The following is a 19,696-nucleotide window of genomic DNA, read 5'->3' as shown; positions in this document are numbered from 1 at the left end:
ATTTTAAGAATATTAACCCCTAACTCTAAATATAATTTAATAAGATTAGATGTATAGGAGGAATAATATGAATAATAACATATACGAAGATATATCCAAAAGGACTCAAGGGGATATATATATTGGAGTAGTGGGTCCTGTAAGAACAGGAAAATCAACTTTTATAAGAAAATTCATGGAAAAGTTGGTTATCCCAAATATAGACAATGAGTTTAAAAAAGATAGAACAAGAGATGAGATACCTCAAAGTGGTTCAGGCAAAACAATAATGACAGTAGAACCAAAATTTGTACCAGCAGATGGTGTAGAAATTAAAATAAAAGACACAGTATCTTTAAAAGTAAGAATGGTAGATTGTGTTGGATACATAGTTGAAGGAGCTTTAGGGCATGAGGAAGGTGGAAAACAAAGATTGGTATCAACTCCTTGGTCACAAGAAGCTATGACGTTTGAAAAGGCAGCAGAGATAGGAACTAAAAAAGTCATAAAAGACCATTCTACAATAGGGATAGTTGTTTTGACAGATGGTTCAGTTACTGGTATTGACAGAAAAAGTTATGTAGAGCCAGAAGAAAGAGTTATACAGGAATTAAAAAGTCTTAAAAAACCATTTGCTGTGGTTTTAAATACTCTAAGTCCAAAAAGTGAGGAAACAAGTATGCTTAGAAATGAATTGGAAGAAAAGTATGAAGTTCCAGTTCTTCCAATGAATGTAGTTGAAATGGAAGAAGATGACATCGAGGAAGTTATGGAAGCTGTATTGTATGATTTCCCACTTACAGAAATAAGAATCAATTTACCTAAATGGGTTGAAGGTCTTGAGAGAAATCATTGGATAAAAAGTAGCATAATAACAACATTAAAACAAAGTATTATAGATATAGGTAAAATAAGAGATATAGAAGGTATTATGCAAGGTTTTTCTGAGTTAGAGTTTTTGGAAGATACAGGTGTTGATAATGTAGAGTTAGGAGAAGGAGTTATAAATATTGATTTACAGACAAAGCAAGATTTATTCTATAATATCCTTGAAGAAAAGAGTGGGTTTAAAATTGAGGGAGATTATCAATTGCTTAGTCTAATAACTAGATTATCTAAAGTTAAAAATGAGTATGATAAAATAGAAAGTGCTTTAGTAGATGCTAAGATAAAAGGATATGGAGTAGTAGCCCCTTCACTAGAAGAACTTAGTTTAGAGGAACCAGAAATAATGAAGCAAGGAAAACAATATGGTATCAAGCTAAGAGCTAATGCACCATCACTTCATATTATAAAAGCAGATATATCTACAGAAGTCTCTCCAATAGTTGGTAATCAAAATCAAGGTGAAGAGATGATAAAATATCTTATGGAGGTGTTTGAAGAGCAACCAGCAGATTTATGGGAATCAAATATGTTTGGTAAGTCACTTCATGATTTAGTGAAAGAGCAATTACAAAGTAAATTGTATACTATGCCAGAAGAAATAAGAGTTAAGATGCAAAAGACTCTACAAAAAATTGTAAATGAAGGAAGCTCTAATATTATAACTATTTTATTATAAGAATATAAGCTACTTATTAAAGTTAAACACTTGTTTACTTTAGTAAGTAGCTTTTTATTTATAAAAATTGACAATAAGTTCTAATTATGGAAAAATTAAATATATAAGATGCGTTTTTCAACATTATTATATTAAAATATTAGGAGTAAAAGATGAAGAAGTCTGAAATATTTATTTTTGTAAGCATAATAATACTCTGTTTTGTAATTTCTCCAAACAAGGTCTTTGGACAAGAGGATAATTGTTTTGAAGATTTTGAAAGGTGGGTTCAAGAAAATAAAAATAATAAAGAAGAAATAGTTTATACTCTTCCTTGTGATATGGTAATAGACGAAGAGTTTAGATTTTATATTCCTTATGACAGTAATTTTACAATAGATACCAACAAATATAAAATACTGATAAAAAATCATGGGAGATTTATTATTGATGATAATGAACTAAATATAATAGGTGAAGGAGGAAAAGAAGGAGTAATACATGTAGAAACTGGTGGAAGTATAAGTATCGGTATAAATAACATAATTGCTACTGATGGGACAGCCTTATACGTTGAAGAAGGAGGAGACTTATATATTAAATCATCCTATGAATCTGTTGAAAAAATAAAGGCAAATGGAAAAGATGCAATAGGAATTTATACTGAAAATGATATTAGAATATTAAATAAGGATATTGAAGTGAATGGAGAGAGTGCTATAGGTGTTTACTCTAAAGGTGATGTTGAGATAGAAGAATCTTCAATAAAAGCTTATAGTAGTAACAAAGAAAATGGATTATTAAGAGCTAATAATAAGGTTGTAAAATCAATTGTATCAGAAAGCAAGAAAGTTTATATAATTGATAACTCTAATGAGCTTATACCAGCTATATCTGAAGATTCTGGCTATAATATTATAACATGTTGCCAGAGGGGAATTGATGTATTTAGTGAAGAAATAAAAGTAAGTAAAGATGATAAAATAGAAGATATAAAATTTCCGAAAGATATGGTATTAGAAACATCTAGTGGTAATCAACTTGATATAGATGTAGAGTGGGATTTTACTGATTATTATGAAAAGTTGAAAAAAGAAGAAACTTTTAGTATAACAGGAAAGTTTAAAATAGAAACATTAAATAGAGAAAAAATTGTAGTAAATGATGATGTTGTTCCTATTTTGGACATATCTGTTGCAGAGAAAAAACCAATAGATAATTTGGAATTAGATTATCAAAACACAAGAGATGGATATGTAGCTGTCTTGTATTTTGATATGCCATACAATGCAAATAAAGTTTTTGTGGAATATTCAGTAGATGGAATCAATTGGACATCTGAGGAACAGGAAGATATTAGAGACCAAGCTATACTTTTCTTTGAAGATTTTAAGCTACGTTGTTTTAGAGTAAGAGTGGAAGGCGGATTAAAAGAAGGTTATTCAAATATGGTTTTTAAACCAGGATTTATAATGGGGGGTGGTGACAATCAAGAGACACCAGATGATGAACGGGGAAATGATGATATTGATGGTGACCGTGGCGGTGGTGGTAGAGATGACCCAGATAGAGAAAATGATGGACTTACTTTAGATAGTGATAAGGAAAATGATAGTGTTGATGAAGCAGTTCCTGAAGATTCTAATAGCATAACAGATTCTAATAATGAAGAAAAAGACAATATTAATCAAGAAGATGAAAGAAATGATAAGTCTGACAAAGAGATTATAGAGAAAGAGAAAGAAAAGAATAATACTAACACTAATAACAGAGATAATGGTGTTAAGAATGATGATTTAACTATTATAAATAAGTCTAATAAGAGTTTAATTCAAATATTAAAAAGAGACTATGAAGAAAATCAAGCATATAAAAACACAACTGATGATAAAAAAATATCAAATGAAAAAGACACTTTTCAAGTAGGTAAATTTAATAATAGACTAAACTCTACTTCTAACTCGCATAGTAAAACTCATAATTTTCAAGATGGAATTGCTATTGGATTTGGAATTGTAGTTTCAACTATGTTATTTTCAATAGTAGCAATAAATCCTTGTATCATAAAATATGTAAATAAATTTATAAAATATAAAAAGTAGATAAAATCGTTTGAAAAATTTTAATATTATTAAAAAAGTTAATTGGAGAACAATATGAATAAAATAAGTAAAGTTTTTGTGCTTATAAATTTGTTAATTATAATTTTCGTAATTTTACCAAACAAGAGTTTTTCGCAAGATAATAATTGTTTAGAAGATTTTAAAAATTGGGTTATAAAAAATAAAAATAATAAAGAAGAAATAGTTTACACTCTTCCTTGTGATATGGTAATAGACAATTATTTTGAATTTAGTATTCCATATGGAACTAATATTACAATAGATACAAATCAATACAAAATACTTATAAAGGATAAAGGTCATTTTAATATTAATGGTAATAAGCTAAACATAATTGGAGAAGGTGGAAATGAAGGTGTAATACATGTAGAACGAGGAGGAAAATTAAATATAGGAATAGATAATATAGTTGCATTGAATGGAACTGCTTTATATGTTGAAAAAGATGCGAATTTGAGTATAGATACATATTATGATAAAGTTGGACATATAAAAGCAAGTGGAGAAAATGCAATAGGAATTTATTCAGAAAATGATATCAGAGTGTATTCTAAAATAATTGAAGTTAATGGAGAAAATGCAATAGGAATCTATTGCAGGGGAGAAGTAGAAATAGAAAACACTTCAATAATTGCAAATAGTGTTAATAAGAAGCAAAACATATTATTGGAAAATAAAAAGGAAGAAGCAATTGTATCAGAAGCTACTGATGTTTATGTTATTGGACAAAAAAATATAATAACTCCAGATATATCTCAGAATAAAAATTATAATATTATAAGATGTAATTATAGAGGGGTTAGAGCTTTTGAGAAAGAAGTGAGTATATCAAAAGAAGACAAAGTAGAAGACATAATATTACCAGAAAAAGTACGTTTAAGAACTTCTAGTATGAATTCTATAGATTTAGATGTAGAGTGGGATTTATCAAACTATTATAATGATTTAAATGAGAATACAGAATTTACTGTAATAGGTAAATTTAAAAAAGACGATTTAGATGAGAATAACATAATTGTAAACAATGATGTTATTCCTATTTTACATGTTTATGTTGCTAATAAAGAACCTATAGAGGATTTAAAAGTATCTTTCTTAAATTTTAAAAATGGTTATCTAGCTACACTAGAGTATAGTATGCCATATAGTGCTAAAAAAGTGTTTGTAGAATATTCAGATGATGGTGTAAATTGGGTAAGTGAAGAGTTAGAAAATATTAGCAATCAGGTTATACTTGACTTTGAAGATTTTAAGTTACGATGTTTTAGGATAAAAGTAGAAGGTGGATTGAGAGAAGGATATTCAAATGTGTTTTTAAAGCCTGGATTTGTAATTGGAGGAGGAAATAATCAAATTACACCAGACGATGAACAAGAGGCTGATGATGATAGTGGTGACCGTGGAGGAGGAGGAAGAGATGACCCAGATAGAGATGACAATAAGGTTACCTCAGGTGGAAATAATAAAAATAACAATGATAATGGGCAAAATCCATTAGATTCTAATAAAGTCATAGAAGATAATGGTGAAGAAACAAATAGTAATCAACAAGATGAAAAAAGCGATAAGTCACATGAAAAATATACTGAAACAGATAAAAATGTACATAAAGAAATAAATGATGAAAATGTCAATAATAATAAAAATAACAACTTGATTGAGGAAAGTAAATTTAAAAATAGTTTAGAGCAAAGCTTAAAAGGAAGTTATAAGGAAAATAATGAATCTTTCCAAAACACATCTAAAGATAAAATAATATTAAGTAAAACAGAGGGAATTGAAATAGGTGATTCTAATGATAAACTAAAAACTGTTTTAAAATCATATGATAAGACTCAGAATTCTAAAAATGGGATTGTAATTGGAGTTGGACTCATAGTTTTGACCATGTTATTTTCAATGATAGTAGTAAATAAGGGCATTATAAAATATCTAGATAAATTTATAAGATTAAAAATGAATAAAAAAATACTTTAAAGAGACATAATTTTACTTAACAGAAGAATAAATAGGAGAAAAAAATGAATAAAAAAAATAGTATATTTGTTCTTATAACTTTATTAGTAATTATTTTTATAATTTTACCAAAAAAGAGTTTTTCACAAGAAGACAATTGTTTGGAGGATTTTAAAAATTGGATTGTAAAAAATGAAGATAATGAGGAAGACATAGTTTATACTCTTACGTGTGATATGGTAATAGATGATTATTTTGATTTCAGCATCCCATATGGAACTAATATTACAATAGATACAAATCAGTACAAATTACTTGTAAAAAATAATGGTTATTTTGCTATTGAAGGAAATAAATTGGATATAGTTGGAGAAGGTGGAAGTGAAGGTGTAATACATGTAGAAAAAGGTGGGAAGTTAAAGATAGGAATAGATAATATAATTGCTTTAAATGGAACTGCTTTATATATAGAGAAAGATGCTGAATTAGATATAGCTACATACTATGGAAAAACTGGTAAAATACATGCAAGTGGAGAAAATGCAATAGGAATTTATTCAGAAAATGATATCAAAGTAGAATCTAAAATAATTGAAGTTAATGGAAAAGATGCTGTGGGTATTTACTGTAATGGAGAGGTGGAAATAGAGAATACATCAGTAATTGTTAATAAGAATAACCAACAAAATACAATAGCAAATAATACAAAAGGCGAATCAATTGTATCAAAAACTAAGAGTGTTTATATCATTGGTGATGGGAATGTAATAATGCCAGACATACCACAAGATGAAGATTATAATATTATAAGATGTAATCTTAGAGGCATTAGTGTATTTGAAGAGGAATTGATATTAACAAAAGATGATAAAATTGAGGACGTAGAACTTCCAAAAGAAGTAAGTTTAAAAACTTCGAGTGGAAAAATTGCAGATATAAATGTAGAGTGGGATTTATCAAATTACTATACTGATTTAAAAAAAAATTTAGAGTTTGTTATAAGAGGTAAATTTGATGAAAATCTTCTGAATGAAAAAAATATAGTATTAAATCAAGATGTCTTTCCAGTTATAAATATCTATATTAGAAATAAAGAGCCTATAAATAATTTAATTGTGTATTTTAGAAATCGGGAAAATGGTTATACAGCTGCTTTAGCCTATGATATGCCATATAATGCAAAAAAAGTATTTGTGGAGTATTCCGATGATGGTATAAACTGGATAAGTAGTGAATTAGAGTATATCACAGACCAAGTTGTAATTGATTTTGAAGATTTTAAGTTGAGATGCTTTAGAGTGAAAGTAGAAGGTGGATTAAGAGATGGGTATTCAAATATATTTTTAAAACCTGGATTTGTGTTAGGAGGAGGTAATAATCAAATCACACCAGATGATGAACAAGAAAATGAAGATGCTGGTGGTGACCGTGGAGGAGGAGGAAGAGATGACCCAGATAGAGAAGAAGATAATAATGGTAATCTAAATAGTGATAATAAAGATAAAGATGATAACAATAGTAATAATGATGAGAAAACTCCTAATACTCCAAATGATGATAATATAGAGTCTGGCACTAGCAGTACTACAAATAAAAATCCCCCAAAGGACAAAGATGATAGTAGTATAGGCAATGACAAAGAAAAAGACGATATTTTAAAAAATGAAAATGAGTTAAAAAATGAGGATAAATCTAACAAAAGTTTTATTTTAGAAAATGGGAATAAAGGCTTAAAGCAAAAGTCTGTATTTAGCACTAATAATCAGTCATATTTTTATAATAAAGATTTTTATAAAGATAATTTAGATATAAATAATAATCATCAATCAAAACTAAATAATCAAGTAAATGGTAATAACGAAAAAACAGATAAAACTAATACTAAATTATCAACTAAAAAATATAGCTTTGAGAAAGATAGTTTCATTTTAATTGGAGTGTTAAGTTTAACAATGTTTTGCTCTATTTTGATTGTAAATCCTAGCACAAGAAAAAATATAATTAGATTCATACAAATAAAAAAATAATTTTTAGAAAGGTATTATTTATCAAATTATAAGTTTGTTAAGTGATACCTTTCATTATTATGAAAACTATATATTTTTATCAATAAAATGAGTATTATATATAATTTGATTAAATAGTATAAAAATAATAGAATATTGAAAAAAAATTGACAAATGAAGGTATAGGTATTAAAATATATTAAATATATACATAAAAAGTGATTTACTAACAAATAAATGAAATATATGCTAATAAATAGTTCAATTTGTGAAAATGTAAGATTTATAAAAAAATAAGGGAGGATATTATTATGAGAGCAATTTTAACAGTAATTGGAAAGGACAAACCAGGTATAGTAGCAGGAATTAGTGATGAGTTATACAAGCAAAATATTAACATAGTAGATATTTCACAAAAGATATTACAAGAGTATTTTACAATGATTATGATAGTTGATTTAGAGAAATCATTAAATTCTTTTGAGCAAACGGTTGAAGATTTAATAAATAGAGGAAAAGAGTTATCAGTAGATGTAAAAATTCAAAGAGAAGAAATATTTAACTCAATGCATAATCTGTAAAAAACAGTAATCGGGAGGTGAGAATAGTGAATGTAGGAAATATACTTGAGACAATCAAAATGATAGATGAAGAACAATTAGATATAAGAACTATAACTATGGGGATTTCTTTATTAGATTGTATAGACCCTGATGGAGATAAAGCTAGAGAGAAGATATACAACAAGATTATGAATTCTGCTAAAGATTTAGTAAAAGTGGGAAAAGAAATAGAGCGTGAATATGGTATTCCAATTGTAAATAAGAGAGTATCAGTAACTCCAATATCTATTATTGCAGGTGCAACAGATGAAAGTGATTATGTAAAGTTTGCACAGACATTAGATAAAGCTGCAGAGGATTTAGGTATAGATTTTATAGGTGGATTCTCAGCATTGGTTCAAAAAGGATATACAAAAGGTGATAAGATATTAATTAAATCAATTCCAAAAGCTTTGGCAAGCACAAACAAGGTATGTGCCTCAGTAAATGTAGGTTCGACAAGATGTGGTATAAACATGGATGCAGTAAAAGAAATGGGAGAAATTATAAAAGAAACTGCAGAATTAACGAAAGATGCAAAGGGATTTGGTTGTGCAAAACTAGTAGTATTCTGTAATGCAGTTGAAGATAATCCATTTATGGCAGGGGCTTTCCATGGTGTTGGTGAAGCTGATAGGATAATAAATGTTGGTGTAAGTGGTCCTGGTGTTGTAAAAAGAGCTTTAGAAAAAGTAAAAGGAGAACCATTTGATGTTGTAGCAGAGACAGTTAAGAAGACTGCATTTAAAATCACAAGAGTTGGTCAATTGGTAGCAAAAGAAGCCTCTAGTAGGTTGGATGTACCATTTGGAATAATAGACTTATCACTAGCTCCTACACCTGCTATTGGAGACTCAGTAGCAAATATATTAGAAGAAATGGGTCTTGAAGTTGTTGGTACTCATGGTACTACAGCAGCGTTGGCTCTTTTAAATGATGCTGTTAAAAAAGGTGGAGTTATGGCTTGTTCACATGTTGGAGGACTTAGTGGTGCATTTATACCAGTATCAGAAGATGCGGGAATGATTGATGCTGTTATTAAAGGTGCTTTAAGTATAGATAAGCTTGAGGCAATGACTGCTATTTGTTCTGTAGGTCTTGATATGATAGCTGTGCCAGGAAGTACTACAGCAGGTACACTTGGAGCTATGATAGCTGACGAGGCAGCAATAGGTATGATTAATAATAAGACTACAGCTGTTAGAATTATACCAGCTCCAGGATGTGATGTAGGCGACATGGTAGAGTTTGGTGGTCTTTTAGGACGAGCACCAGTAATGCCTATAAATACAAATTCGTCTGAGTTGTTTACTCAAAGAGGAGGAAGAATTCCAGCTCCTATACATTCATTTAAAAATTAAGTATATTTACATATAGTAATATTTAGATAGAGATTTGTATGACAGAATCAAATACATTTAGATATTATAAGATTATAATTAAAACAATAAGTTTAAAGTTTATATGTTAAGATTGTTATAATAGTAAAGCGATATACAACCTTGTAAAAAAGTTGTATATCGCTTTTATTTTGATACTATCTAATTAATATAAAATTTTTTATGTATTTTAAACGTTATGTTATTCAATAGTAATTATACTAATTTTTCTGTTCAATATATCAACCAAATAAAAAACTAAATAAAAATAAAAAAATAAAAATTTATCTAAATATTCAACACACATAATAATAAATATAAATAAAAAATAAAACGCTTGCAATTAATAAAATTGCTACAATATAAAACTCTACTGTTTAAAATATCAACTTAAAATATAAATTTATAAATCTTATGAATTTTAAGCAATTTCTTCTTCTACATCAGTGCCACGTATTTTGTCAGCAGTAAGAACCTTAAAGGTACTGAATATTTTTGAGCCTACAAATCCTGCAATTACATTAAATAAAGCACATAGTGCAGCTGTTATAAGAACTTGATTAACTGGATTATAGGCAAACATTATGGCAAAACCAGCCACAGGTGTAGCTGTACCTGGTGTCATATTTACAAGGCCCATCAAAGCTACAATAATACCAGAAAAAGCTCCTCCAAAGAAATTAGTAGAATATATTGGTATTGGATTAGCTGAAATTATGTCTGATTGAGTCAGGGGTTCAATAGCAACAGATATAATGTCTTTCTTAGAACCTAACTTCAATCTTGCAAATAGTGTTGAGTTCATAAAAGCTGAACCAAAAGCTCCTAATGCTCCTATTGCCATAGGAAGACCAGTAAGACCAATTATAGATGTAAGAGCCATTGAACTAAGTGGAGATGTTCCAACTACTGTTATTAGACCTCCCAATATAATTCCCATTATAATAGGGCTAATATTAGTAGCTTCTATTAGAACTTGTCCGATTTGTAATAGTGTACTATTAACTAATGGGTCTACATTTGAAGCTATAAAACGAGATAGTGGAGCACATAAAAGGATTACTACTACTAAATCTACTCCAGGTGGGACTTTTTTCTCTATAAACTTAATTAAGAAAGAAACAAAGTATCCAGCAACGAATCCAGATAATATAGAAAACTTTAAACAAGATAATCCTATTAAAACTGCATAAACTGGAGATACACCTAAAGCCAAAGGTACAAGTATAGCAGCAGCAACTCCACCAAGGCTACCATTAGCAGCACCAACACTTCTAAAAAACTCCATACCTAGAACATCACCAAGTAAAGAAAGGTTGAATGCCTCTACTAAGAAAGTAGCACATGCAGCATTTGCTAAGGCTCCCATAGCTTTCATACCATATGGAGCTTTGTAACTAAAGATTGTGAAACAACATAGAACCAATAAAAGTAAACCTGTTCCTAATAAAATTTCTGACATAAGAAAATCCTCCTTGTATTTTTTTTAGGACATAAACCTTTGCCGTGATAACGTTATCCTTGCGGATAAATGTTTAACTAAATCAGTATCAGCATGACAAAAGTTATTTTAAAGCTTAATTGGTTTTATATTGCATCTAAAAATAAAAATAACTATAAGAGTACATAAAGTAAGTTTAAGATATAAAATGTAAATTAAACTTATACTTTATAATATAATTATATATAAATAATGCGGTCTTGTATAGGAAGATTGATAAAAAATAAATTTAATATGAAAAAAACAATTATTAGTACATAAAATATTAGCATATAAAAAAGGAATAAACATTTTTTAGAAGAAGTATTTATTAATGAAAGAAATTTTATAGGGGGAGAGTTTTTGAAAAAGATTAAATATACCAGATTAGTGATACTTGGTATTCTTATATATTTAGTATTTAATATGTTAGCAATGATTATTAGCAAAAATGTAGATACCTTGGTGTTAAAAGTAGAAAAAGTTGATGCAAAGATTCATGTAGAAGGAACTATAGAAAAAGATGTAAATGACCAAAGTAATTATCTATCAGCATACATAAGTAAAGAAGATTCTAAGAACTTTGAAAAAAATCAAAATGTAGTAATTGAATATCGTGAGCAAAAAATAGATGCAAAAGTTTACAAAATATATAAAAATAATAATAAAATAATGCTAAAATTAAAAATAAGTAACCAAATTGTTGCAAATCAGGATACAAGTGTCGAAGAATTTGATATAATATATAATCAGATGGAATGTTTAAAAATACCTAAAACTTCTATAAAAACAAAAGACAATAAACGTGGTGTATATGTGATTGATGAACAATCACAAAGTGTAAAATTTGTCATATTAGAAGGAATAACTTATGAAAATGAATCTTCTGTATTTGTGGACTATTATAAAAATGACATAAATGGGGTGACAAGTGTTAATCTATATGACAAAATAATTTTAAGACCTAATTGTATAAACACAAATATAAGGATAAAGTAGGTGATAATAATGGGTTCTATTAAAGATAATTTATCTGAGATAAAAAGTAAGATTGACAAAGCTGCAAAAAAAGTAAATAGACAGAGTGAAGAAATAACCCTTTTAGCAGTCACAAAAACTGTTGATGTAGATTTAGTTAATGAGGCAATGAATGAAGGCATTACTTCTGCTGGTGAAAATAAACCACAAGAATTAGCCAGAAAGTACGATATTATAGGTGACAAATTAAACTGGCACTTGATAGGGACTTTGCAAACAAATAAAGTTAAGTACATAATAGATAAAGTTTGTATGATACATTCTTTAGATAGAATTGCATTATGTGAAGAGATTCAAAAACGTGCAGAGCAAATAAATAGAGAAATATATTGCTTAGTACAAGTGAATATATCTAAAGAAGAATCTAAGCATGGACTTGATAAAGAAGAAGTTGTAGGTTTTGTCAAAGAAGTGTCAGAAAAATATAAAAATATAAAAATAAAAGGTCTAATGACAATGGCACCTTTTGTAGAAGATGAAAATGAAATAAGAGGTGTATTCAAAGGTCTTAAAGATTTATCAACACGAATAAAAGAGCTAAACATACCTAATGTAGGAATGGACGTTTTGTCAATGGGAATGAGTCACGATTATGAGATTGCTATAGAGGAAGGGGCTACCATTGTTAGGGTTGGAACATCAATCTTTGGAGAAAGAAACTACAATAAAAAATAATTACTCAAATCTGAATAAATTCTAAGGAGGAAGTTAATAATGTCAAATGGAATAATATCTAAATTTAAGAACTGGATAGTTGATGAAGAAGAAGATTACATTGAAGAAGAATATGAAGGTGGGATGGACGATATAGTTCAAGAAGAAGAAATAAATAGTGGCTTTAGTACTGCAAAAGCAAATAAAATTGTAAATTTACATACAACGAGTCAAATGAAAGTTGTAATAGTTGAACCTAAAGTTTATGATGAAGCTGCAACTATAGCAGACCATCTAAAACAAAGAAGGGCAGTTATAGTGAATTTGGAAGGGTTGACTAATTCTGAAGTTCGTAAATCTATATTTAACTTTATGAATGGGGCGGTTTATGTTTTAGATGGAAGTATACAAAAGGTTTCTAAATCAATATTTATACTAGCTCCTAACAATGTGGATATAGATGCAAATATGAAAAAAGAATTAGAAAGTAAAGCATTCTTCCCTTGGCAAAATAAATAGTAAAAAGGCGGTTAATATATGGGAACAATAAGAATTGCACTTTATTATCTTTTGGATATAATAGCATGGATGATAGTTATAAAAAGCTTGATGACTTGGTTTCCAAATGGAAGACAAAGCAAAATTTTCGAGATTTTAGAAAATCTTACAGAGCCAATAGAAGGACCAATAAGGTCTATAATGTATAGATATACAAATGGACCTATAGATTTTTCTCCTTTAATTGCGATAGTATTATTGATGTTCCTAAGACAATTAGTGTTGGTTATATTCTAAGGTGATAGAAATGGATAAATTAAAATTAACAAATCACATAAAGGATATAGACTTGAAAAATAAAATGTTTAAAGTAATAGACAAGGCTAATAGTTGTATAAAAAACTATGATGTTAAGTTTACTGAGTTTCTTAATCCATATGAAGTGAAAAATGCTGTAGCTATATTGAATTCTACAAATGAAATAAAATACAGTGTGGATGGAGGTTATGAACAAGCTGAAAGAAGCACTGTATTTATTTATCCATTTTACATGGAATATGAAGATATAGAGGATACTCTTAGATTTTTACAGATAGAAGGGAATTTCAAATTTAAAAATATATCTCATAAAGATTATTTAGGAGCAATTATGAGTCTAGGTATAAAAAGAGAAAAAATTGGAGATATAATTATACATGATAGCTTTTGTCAAGTAATTGTAAGTAGTGATATTTGCGATTTTATAATCGTGAATTTGGAGAAAGTTTCAAGAAATAATGTAATTGTAAAGGAAATTTCCAGAGAAAACATTGTTAATAGTTCTTCAAAATATAAGGAAGTATCATTTACAGTATCTTCAGATAGGTTAGATTGTGTCATAAGTGGTCTTTACAATATATCTAGACAAGATAGTGCAAAATACATAAATGGAGAAAAAGTCCATGTCAATTATGAAAAGATAACTTCAACGTCTAAAATAGTTAAAAATGATGATTTGATTTCTATTAGAGGCAAAGGAAGAGCTAATGTAACACAAATAGGAGATATTACTAAAAAAGGTAAAATAAAAGTTCAAGCAAGATTAATTGTATAAGGACTAATTTAAATTATAGCTGGGAGGAAATGTAATGCTAACTCCAATTGAGATAGAAAATAAAGAGTTTAAAAAAGGTTTAAGAGGATATAGAGACGAAGAGGTTGATGAGTTTTTAGATATCATCAAAGAAGACTATGAATCTCTATGTAGAGAAAATACAGCTCTTAAAGAAAAATTAGGATTATATCAAGACCAAGTAAATAAGTATGAAAATATTGAAGAAACATTAAAAGCTACTCTAATAACTGCTCAAAGTGCAGCAGAAGACACTTGTAGCGCGGCTAATAAAAAAGCTAAAATAATCGTTGAAGAGGCAGATTTAAAAGCTAGACAAATTATAGAACAAGCCAATAACCGTGTTATAGAAATAAGAAAAGAGTATGATGCTTTAGTTAAAGAATTTAAGATATTTAGAAATAAATTTAAGTCATTATTAGAAGATGAAATAAGAAGTGTTGATGAGATTTTTTATGATGTAGATGAAAAATGTGTAAATGCATTTGAAGGAACAACAGTGTATAATTATAGTAATGATGAAGCTGCTACAACTCTAGAATAAGCCTATAATTTATTTGATTTTAGGTGAAATTGTTGTGGAAGTTTGAGAAATCTATAACAAAAATTAAAAATAGGATAAAAATGTAAGAAAAATAGAAATTATTATATTTTTCAAAAATATATTGACTATTCAAATTATTTGTTATAGAATTTCATATAAACACAGATAAATTTTTAAAAGCGTTGATGGAGACAATTATCTTTAGATAATTTTACAGAGAATTGGGTATGCTGAGAACCAATGAATTTATAAAGATAAAAATCACTCTTGAGCTGCAGGCTGAACGATTAAATTCTATTAAGCTGTGCCGGTTAGTACCGTTATACTATTAGAGTGTTATATGTGGATAGCATTAAGTTCACATATAGAATTAGGGTGGTAACGCGATTTATAACTCGTCCCTTTGTTTAAAGGGGGCGAGTTTTTTAGTATTTAAATTTATGTGAAAGAATAAAAAAATTTGGAATTATAATATTTATAGGAAAGGGTGATTTACATGGCGAAATTTAAGCCATTAGTGGACAGTTCAGTAAAACAAGCAGAAGCACAAGTTTTTGATTATTGGAAAGATATAAATATACTTGAAAAAACTTTAGAAAAAGGGGAAAATGACCCAAGTTTCGTATTTTATGAAGGGCCTCCAACAGCAAATGGAAATCCTGGAGTACACCATGTTTTATCTAGAACACTTAAAGATTCAGTTTGTAGATATAAAACAATGTCTGGTTATCAAGTAAAGAGAAAAGCTGGTTGGGATACACATGGATTACCAGTTGAAATACAAGTAGAGAAAGAATTAGGTCTTACTAGTAAACAGCAAATAGAAGAATATGGAATAGCTGAATTCAACCAAAAATGTAGAGAATCAGTTTTCTCATTTGAAAAACAATGGAGAATAATGACTGAGAGAATGGCTTACGAAGTTGATTTAGATAATCCATATATAACTTTAGATAATAACTATATAGAGTCTGTATGGTGGATACTTAATAAATTCAACAAAGAAGGATATATCTATGAAGGGCATAAAATACTTCCTTATTGCCCAAGATGTGGAACTGGTCTTGCTAGTCATGAGGTTGCACAAGGGTATAAAGAAGTAAAAACTAATACAGTTATAGCTAAATTTAAGAAAAAAGATGCTGATGAATATTTCTTAGCATGGACAACAACTCCATGGACTTTACCATCAAATGTTTCATTAACAGTAAATGCTGATGTTGATTACTTAAAAGTTAAGAAAGGTGACGAGGTATATTATGTATCTAAACCTCTAGCTAATAAAGTACTAGGTGAAGACTATGAAGTTTTAGAAGAAATGAAAGGTAAAGACCTAGAAGGATTAGAATATGAACAATTAATGCCTTTTGTAGAAGTTGACAAAAAAGCATTTTTCATTACAGTAGGGGATTATGTAACTACTGAAGATGGTACTGGAATAGTTCATACAGCACCAGCATTTGGTGAAGATGACTATAACACAGGTAAGAGATATGATTTACCAGTTGTACAACCAGTAGATGAAACTGGTAAATTTACAGCTACTCCTTGGGAAGGTAAATTTGTAATGGAAGATGGGCTAGATGTTGAAATAATAAAATGGCTAGCTTCTGAAAATAAGTTATATAGTAAAGAAAAAGTAGTTCATAATTATCCACATTGTTGGAGATGTCAAACTCCATTAGTATACTATGCAAAACCAAGCTGGTATATAGAGATGACTAAACTTAAAGATAAATTAATAGAAAATAACAATGGCGTAAAATGGTTCCCAAGCTTTGTAGGTGAAAAGAGATTTGGAAACTGGTTAGAAAATCTAAATGATTGGGCAATATCAAGAACTAGATATTGGGGAACTCCACTTCCTATATGGAGATGTGAATGTGGTCATACAGATTCAGTAGGTTCAAGAGCTGAATTAGCTGAAAAAGCTATAGAAGATGTAAATCCAGAGACAGTTGAACTTCATAGACCATATGTAGATGATATACATTTAAAATGTGAAAAATGTGGAAAACCAATGACAAGAGTAACAGAAGTTATAGACTGTTGGTTTGATAGTGGGGCTATGCCATTTGCTCAACACCACTATCCATTTGAAAATAAAGAGAACTTTGACCAATTATTCCCAGCTGATTATATATCAGAAGGTATAGACCAAACTAGAGGTTGGTTCTACTCATTACTTGCAGTATCAACATTTGTATTAGGAAAAGCACCATATAAGAGTGTTTTAGTTCCAGACCTTGTACTTGATAAAGATGGAAAGAAAATGAGTAAATCAAGGGGAAATACAGTAAATCCAATGGAGTTATTTGATCAATATGGAGCAGATGCATTAAGATGGTATCTACTATATGTTTCTCCACCATGGACTCCAACTAAATTTGATATGGATGGATTAAAAGAAATACAAAGTAAATTTATAGGAACTATGAAGAATGTATATAACTTCTTCACTTTATATGCAAATACAGATGATATAAATCCAACTGAATTCTTTGTAGAATATAAAGATAGACCAGAACTTGATAGATGGATACTATCTAAGTTTAATAATTTAATGAAAGATGTAGAGGAAAATTTAGCTATATTTGAATTAAATAAGACTTTAAGAATGATACAAGATTTCATAAATGATGATTTATCTAACTGGTATATCAGACGTTCAAGAAGAAGATTCTGGGCAACTGAATTAACAGAAGATAAAAAAGCAGTGTACAATACAACTTATGAATTATTACATGGTCTTTGTAGAGCTATAGCTCCATTTGCACCATATATGTCAGAAGAAATGTACAGAAATCTGACAGGAGAAGTATCTGTTCACTTAGCTGAATATCCTAAGTTTAATGAAGAATTAATAGATGCTAAATTAGAAGAAAAAATGGATTTAGCTAAAAATCTAGTTACTCTAGGTAGAGCTTCAAGAGAAGTTGAAAGAATAAAAGTTCGTCAACCATTACAAAAAGTATTAGTAGACGGTAAGTTTGAAGATACAATAAGCGATGTAGTTGATTTAATAAAAGAAGAGCTTAATGTTAAAGAGGTAGTGTTCGCTAAGGACTTAGATGAGTACATGAACTTTAGTCTAAAACCAAACTTTAAGGAAGCAGGACCATTACTAGGGGCTAAGATGAATTTATTTGTGGGAGCATTAAATAAATTAAATGCACATGAAGCTGTTAATAAACTTGAAAATGGTGAAAGTTTAACAGTTGATTTAGATGGTGAAGCTTTTGAGTTTAATAAGGATTTAGTGTTAATAGGTATAACTGCTAAGGAAGGATTTAATGTATCTGTTGAAAACAATCTTTTTGTTATACTAGATACTAAGTTAACAGAAGCATTGGTTGATGAGGGTTATGCTAGAGAATTTATATCTAAAGTACAGCAATTAAGAAAATCTAATAACTTTGAAGTATTGGATAATATAGTAATAGATTACTGTGGTGATGATGAAATTGCTAAGGCTGTTGACCATTTTGATGAATATATCAAGTCTGAAACTTTAGCTTTAGAAATAAACAGAGTAGACGATAAGTCTCTAGAAGAACAAAACTTAAATGACCATATGACAGGTATAAAAGTTACAAAAAAATAAAAAGAATAGTTAGTTAATTAAAATCCCTATAGAAATTAGTTTATAAATTTCTATAGGGATTTTTTAATACAGTATAATTCTCTATTCAATAAAATGTTGAAATATTCCAAAATTTACAATAAATAAATCTGTATAAATCATATAAATTATTTATAGCATATGATAGAATATTAGTGAATAAACGTTTAAGTGAGGATGAATAATATTTTAGAGTAAACTACTTCTGATAAATTTATTTATAAATTTATTGTGTGTAATGCAGGGTGGTTTATTTATTATGCAAAGGGGTGCGTTTTGATGTATGGTGAAAGTAAAAAGCTAAGTATTGATAATAACATATTTTTGCAATATGGTCTTATTATATTGGGGATGATTCTATCAACCTTAGGAATAAATTTATATCTAGCACCAGCCAAGTTATTAAGTGGAGGAGTAGCTGGAATTTGTGTTATATTATATAAACTATTTGGTATAAATCAAGGGATATCCAGTTTTTTGATGAATATACCTATATTTATCATAGCTAAAAGGTATTTTGATAATAAATTTTTGTTAATAAGTTTTGTTAATATGTTATTATTTTCTGTTGCACTTGGTTTAACACAAGATATTGCTAAATATTTCCCAATAGATGATACTATGCTACAGTGTATTTATGGTGGTGCCTTAACTGGTATAGGTATGGGGTTGACTTTTAAAGCAAGAGCTACTGCTGGAGGACTTGACATAATAGCAGCTATAATGAAAAGAAAGTACGATATACCTATGAAAAATACATTTTTATTTATAAATTTCTTTGTAGTATGTGCAGGTGCGTTTTTATTTGGAGCTAAGTTGGTAATGTATACTCTAATTGCTATGTATATAATTTCTTTTACAATGGACATAGCAAAAGATTGCTTTGATAGAAAAAAATCTATACTTCTAATATCTAATAAATATGATAAAATATCTAAAGTAATAATGAATAAAATGGGAAGAGGTGTAACTTTTTTAGAGGCAGAAGGAGCATACACACAAAATAAGAAAAAGATGATTTATTGTATAATATCTGCAAATGAAATAGGTAAATTTAAGGATTTGATTTATGACATGGATAGTGAAGCTTTTATTTCTGTTAATAATGTAGAAGAAGTAAAAGGTGGGGGTTTTAAAGATAAGTTTCTTTAAAATATCAAT

General features: G+C 28.6%; 15 protein-coding genes and 1 other annotated feature. Of the genes, 14 read left to right on the top strand and 1 reads right to left on the bottom strand.

Translation table 11 applies throughout. The annotated features are described in order from the left end of the window. Positions 1-67: 67 nt before the first annotated feature. The 6 genes from spoIVA to ACTG48_RS14995 all read left to right on the top strand — a co-directional run bounded on the left by spoIVA (position 68) and on the right by ACTG48_RS14995 (position 9,570). Positions 68-1,543 (top strand): stage IV sporulation protein A, encoded by a 1,476-nt coding sequence (spoIVA, locus tag ACTG48_RS15020; protein ID WP_021385466.1) that lies wholly within the window; start codon positions 68-70, stop codon positions 1,541-1,543. Positions 1,544-1,695: 152 nt separating this feature from the next. Beyond that, a complete protein-coding gene (locus ACTG48_RS15015; protein ID WP_479917268.1) occupies positions 1,696-3,624 on the top strand; it encodes a hypothetical protein in 1,929 nt (642 codons plus the stop codon). A 54-nt stretch (positions 3,625-3,678) separates the two neighbouring features. Further along, positions 3,679-5,622 (top strand): hypothetical protein, encoded by a 1,944-nt coding sequence (locus ACTG48_RS15010; RefSeq protein ID WP_479917267.1) that lies wholly within the window; start codon positions 3,679-3,681, stop codon positions 5,620-5,622. A gap of 44 nt (positions 5,623-5,666) precedes the next feature. After that, on the top strand, positions 5,667-7,628 hold the full coding sequence (locus ACTG48_RS15005; protein WP_479917266.1) for a hypothetical protein: 1,962 nt from the start codon (positions 5,667-5,669) through the stop codon (positions 7,626-7,628). 290 nt (positions 7,629-7,918) lie between these two features. Next, positions 7,919-8,188, top strand: a complete 270-nt coding sequence (locus tag ACTG48_RS15000; protein ID WP_021385426.1) for an ACT domain-containing protein — start codon at positions 7,919-7,921, stop codon at positions 8,186-8,188. A 26-nt stretch (positions 8,189-8,214) separates the two neighbouring features. After that, positions 8,215-9,570 (top strand): PFL family protein, encoded by a 1,356-nt coding sequence (locus tag ACTG48_RS14995; protein ID WP_021385371.1) that lies wholly within the window; start codon positions 8,215-8,217, stop codon positions 9,568-9,570. A gap of 439 nt (positions 9,571-10,009) precedes the next feature. Here the strand turns inward: ACTG48_RS14995 and ACTG48_RS14990 are convergent, their stop codons facing one another. Next, entirely contained in the window at positions 10,010-11,050 is a 1,041-nt protein-coding gene (locus tag ACTG48_RS14990; RefSeq protein ID WP_021385442.1) for a PTS sugar transporter subunit IIC, read from the bottom strand. Positions 11,051-11,431: 381 nt separating this feature from the next. On the opposite strand from ACTG48_RS14990, the gene ACTG48_RS14985 reads away from it, so the two are divergent. The 8 genes from ACTG48_RS14985 (at position 11,432) to ACTG48_RS14950 (ending at position 19,687) form a co-directional block, all read left to right on the top strand. Next, positions 11,432-12,067, top strand: coding sequence for a biotin/lipoyl attachment domain-containing protein (locus ACTG48_RS14985; RefSeq protein WP_021385552.1), 636 nt, complete (start codon positions 11,432-11,434; stop codon positions 12,065-12,067). Positions 12,068-12,076: 9 nt separating this feature from the next. After that, positions 12,077-12,781 (top strand): YggS family pyridoxal phosphate-dependent enzyme, encoded by a 705-nt coding sequence (locus ACTG48_RS14980; RefSeq protein ID WP_479917265.1) that lies wholly within the window; start codon positions 12,077-12,079, stop codon positions 12,779-12,781. Positions 12,782-12,820: 39 nt separating this feature from the next. Further along, positions 12,821-13,279 (top strand): cell division protein SepF, encoded by a 459-nt coding sequence (locus ACTG48_RS14975; RefSeq protein WP_021385412.1) that lies wholly within the window; start codon positions 12,821-12,823, stop codon positions 13,277-13,279. Positions 13,280-13,297: 18 nt separating this feature from the next. Further along, entirely contained in the window at positions 13,298-13,555 is a 258-nt protein-coding gene (locus tag ACTG48_RS14970; RefSeq protein ID WP_021385428.1) for a YggT family protein, read from the top strand. Positions 13,556-13,565: 10 nt separating this feature from the next. Further along, entirely contained in the window at positions 13,566-14,351 is a 786-nt protein-coding gene (locus ACTG48_RS14965) for a YlmH family RNA-binding protein (RefSeq protein WP_021385503.1), read from the top strand. A 34-nt stretch (positions 14,352-14,385) separates the two neighbouring features. Beyond that, on the top strand, positions 14,386-14,913 hold the full coding sequence (locus ACTG48_RS14960; RefSeq protein WP_003426928.1) for a DivIVA domain-containing protein: 528 nt from the start codon (positions 14,386-14,388) through the stop codon (positions 14,911-14,913). 173 nt (positions 14,914-15,086) lie between these two features. Beyond that, positions 15,087-15,319: a binding site (T-box leader), on the top strand. Positions 15,320-15,409: 90 nt separating this feature from the next. Beyond that, positions 15,410-18,517, top strand: coding sequence for an isoleucine--tRNA ligase (gene ileS, locus ACTG48_RS14955; RefSeq protein ID WP_021385522.1), 3,108 nt, complete (start codon positions 15,410-15,412; stop codon positions 18,515-18,517). A 297-nt stretch (positions 18,518-18,814) separates the two neighbouring features. Beyond that, positions 18,815-19,687: a YitT family protein gene (locus ACTG48_RS14950; RefSeq protein ID WP_479917264.1), complete on the top strand. Its 873-nt coding sequence runs from the start codon at positions 18,815-18,817 to the stop codon at positions 19,685-19,687. Positions 19,688-19,696 lie beyond the last annotated feature (9 nt).

The sequence above is a fragment of the Clostridioides sp. LIBA-6822 genome (genome assembly GCF_056688955.1).
The sequence above is the reverse complement of the archived record's forward strand: the minus strand, read 5'-3'. Positions and strand labels throughout refer to the sequence as shown.

What these genes read in the sequence shown, in the direction of transcription:
- ACTG48_RS15010 (WP_479917267.1), top strand. Translation starts at nt 3,679, where the DNA reads ATGAATAAAATAAGTAAAGTTTTTGTGCTTATAAATTTGTTAATTATA.
- ACTG48_RS14950 (WP_479917264.1), top strand. Translation starts at nt 18,815, where the DNA reads ATGTATGGTGAAAGTAAAAAGCTAAGTATTGATAATAACATATTTTTG.
- ACTG48_RS14990 (WP_021385442.1), bottom strand. Translation starts at nt 11,050, where the DNA reads ATGTCAGAAATTTTATTAGGAACAGGTTTACTTTTATTGGTTCTATGT.
- ACTG48_RS14960 (WP_003426928.1), top strand. Translation starts at nt 14,386, where the DNA reads ATGCTAACTCCAATTGAGATAGAAAATAAAGAGTTTAAAAAAGGTTTA.
- ACTG48_RS15015 (WP_479917268.1), top strand. Translation starts at nt 1,696, where the DNA reads ATGAAGAAGTCTGAAATATTTATTTTTGTAAGCATAATAATACTCTGT.
- ACTG48_RS15000 (WP_021385426.1), top strand. Translation starts at nt 7,919, where the DNA reads ATGAGAGCAATTTTAACAGTAATTGGAAAGGACAAACCAGGTATAGTA.
- spoIVA (WP_021385466.1), top strand. Translation starts at nt 68, where the DNA reads ATGAATAATAACATATACGAAGATATATCCAAAAGGACTCAAGGGGAT.
- ACTG48_RS14970 (WP_021385428.1), top strand. Translation starts at nt 13,298, where the DNA reads ATGGGAACAATAAGAATTGCACTTTATTATCTTTTGGATATAATAGCA.
- ACTG48_RS14975 (WP_021385412.1), top strand. Translation starts at nt 12,821, where the DNA reads ATGTCAAATGGAATAATATCTAAATTTAAGAACTGGATAGTTGATGAA.
- ACTG48_RS14965 (WP_021385503.1), top strand. Translation starts at nt 13,566, where the DNA reads ATGGATAAATTAAAATTAACAAATCACATAAAGGATATAGACTTGAAA.
- ileS (WP_021385522.1), top strand. Translation starts at nt 15,410, where the DNA reads ATGGCGAAATTTAAGCCATTAGTGGACAGTTCAGTAAAACAAGCAGAA.
- ACTG48_RS15005 (WP_479917266.1), top strand. Translation starts at nt 5,667, where the DNA reads ATGAATAAAAAAAATAGTATATTTGTTCTTATAACTTTATTAGTAATT.
- ACTG48_RS14980 (WP_479917265.1), top strand. Translation starts at nt 12,077, where the DNA reads ATGGGTTCTATTAAAGATAATTTATCTGAGATAAAAAGTAAGATTGAC.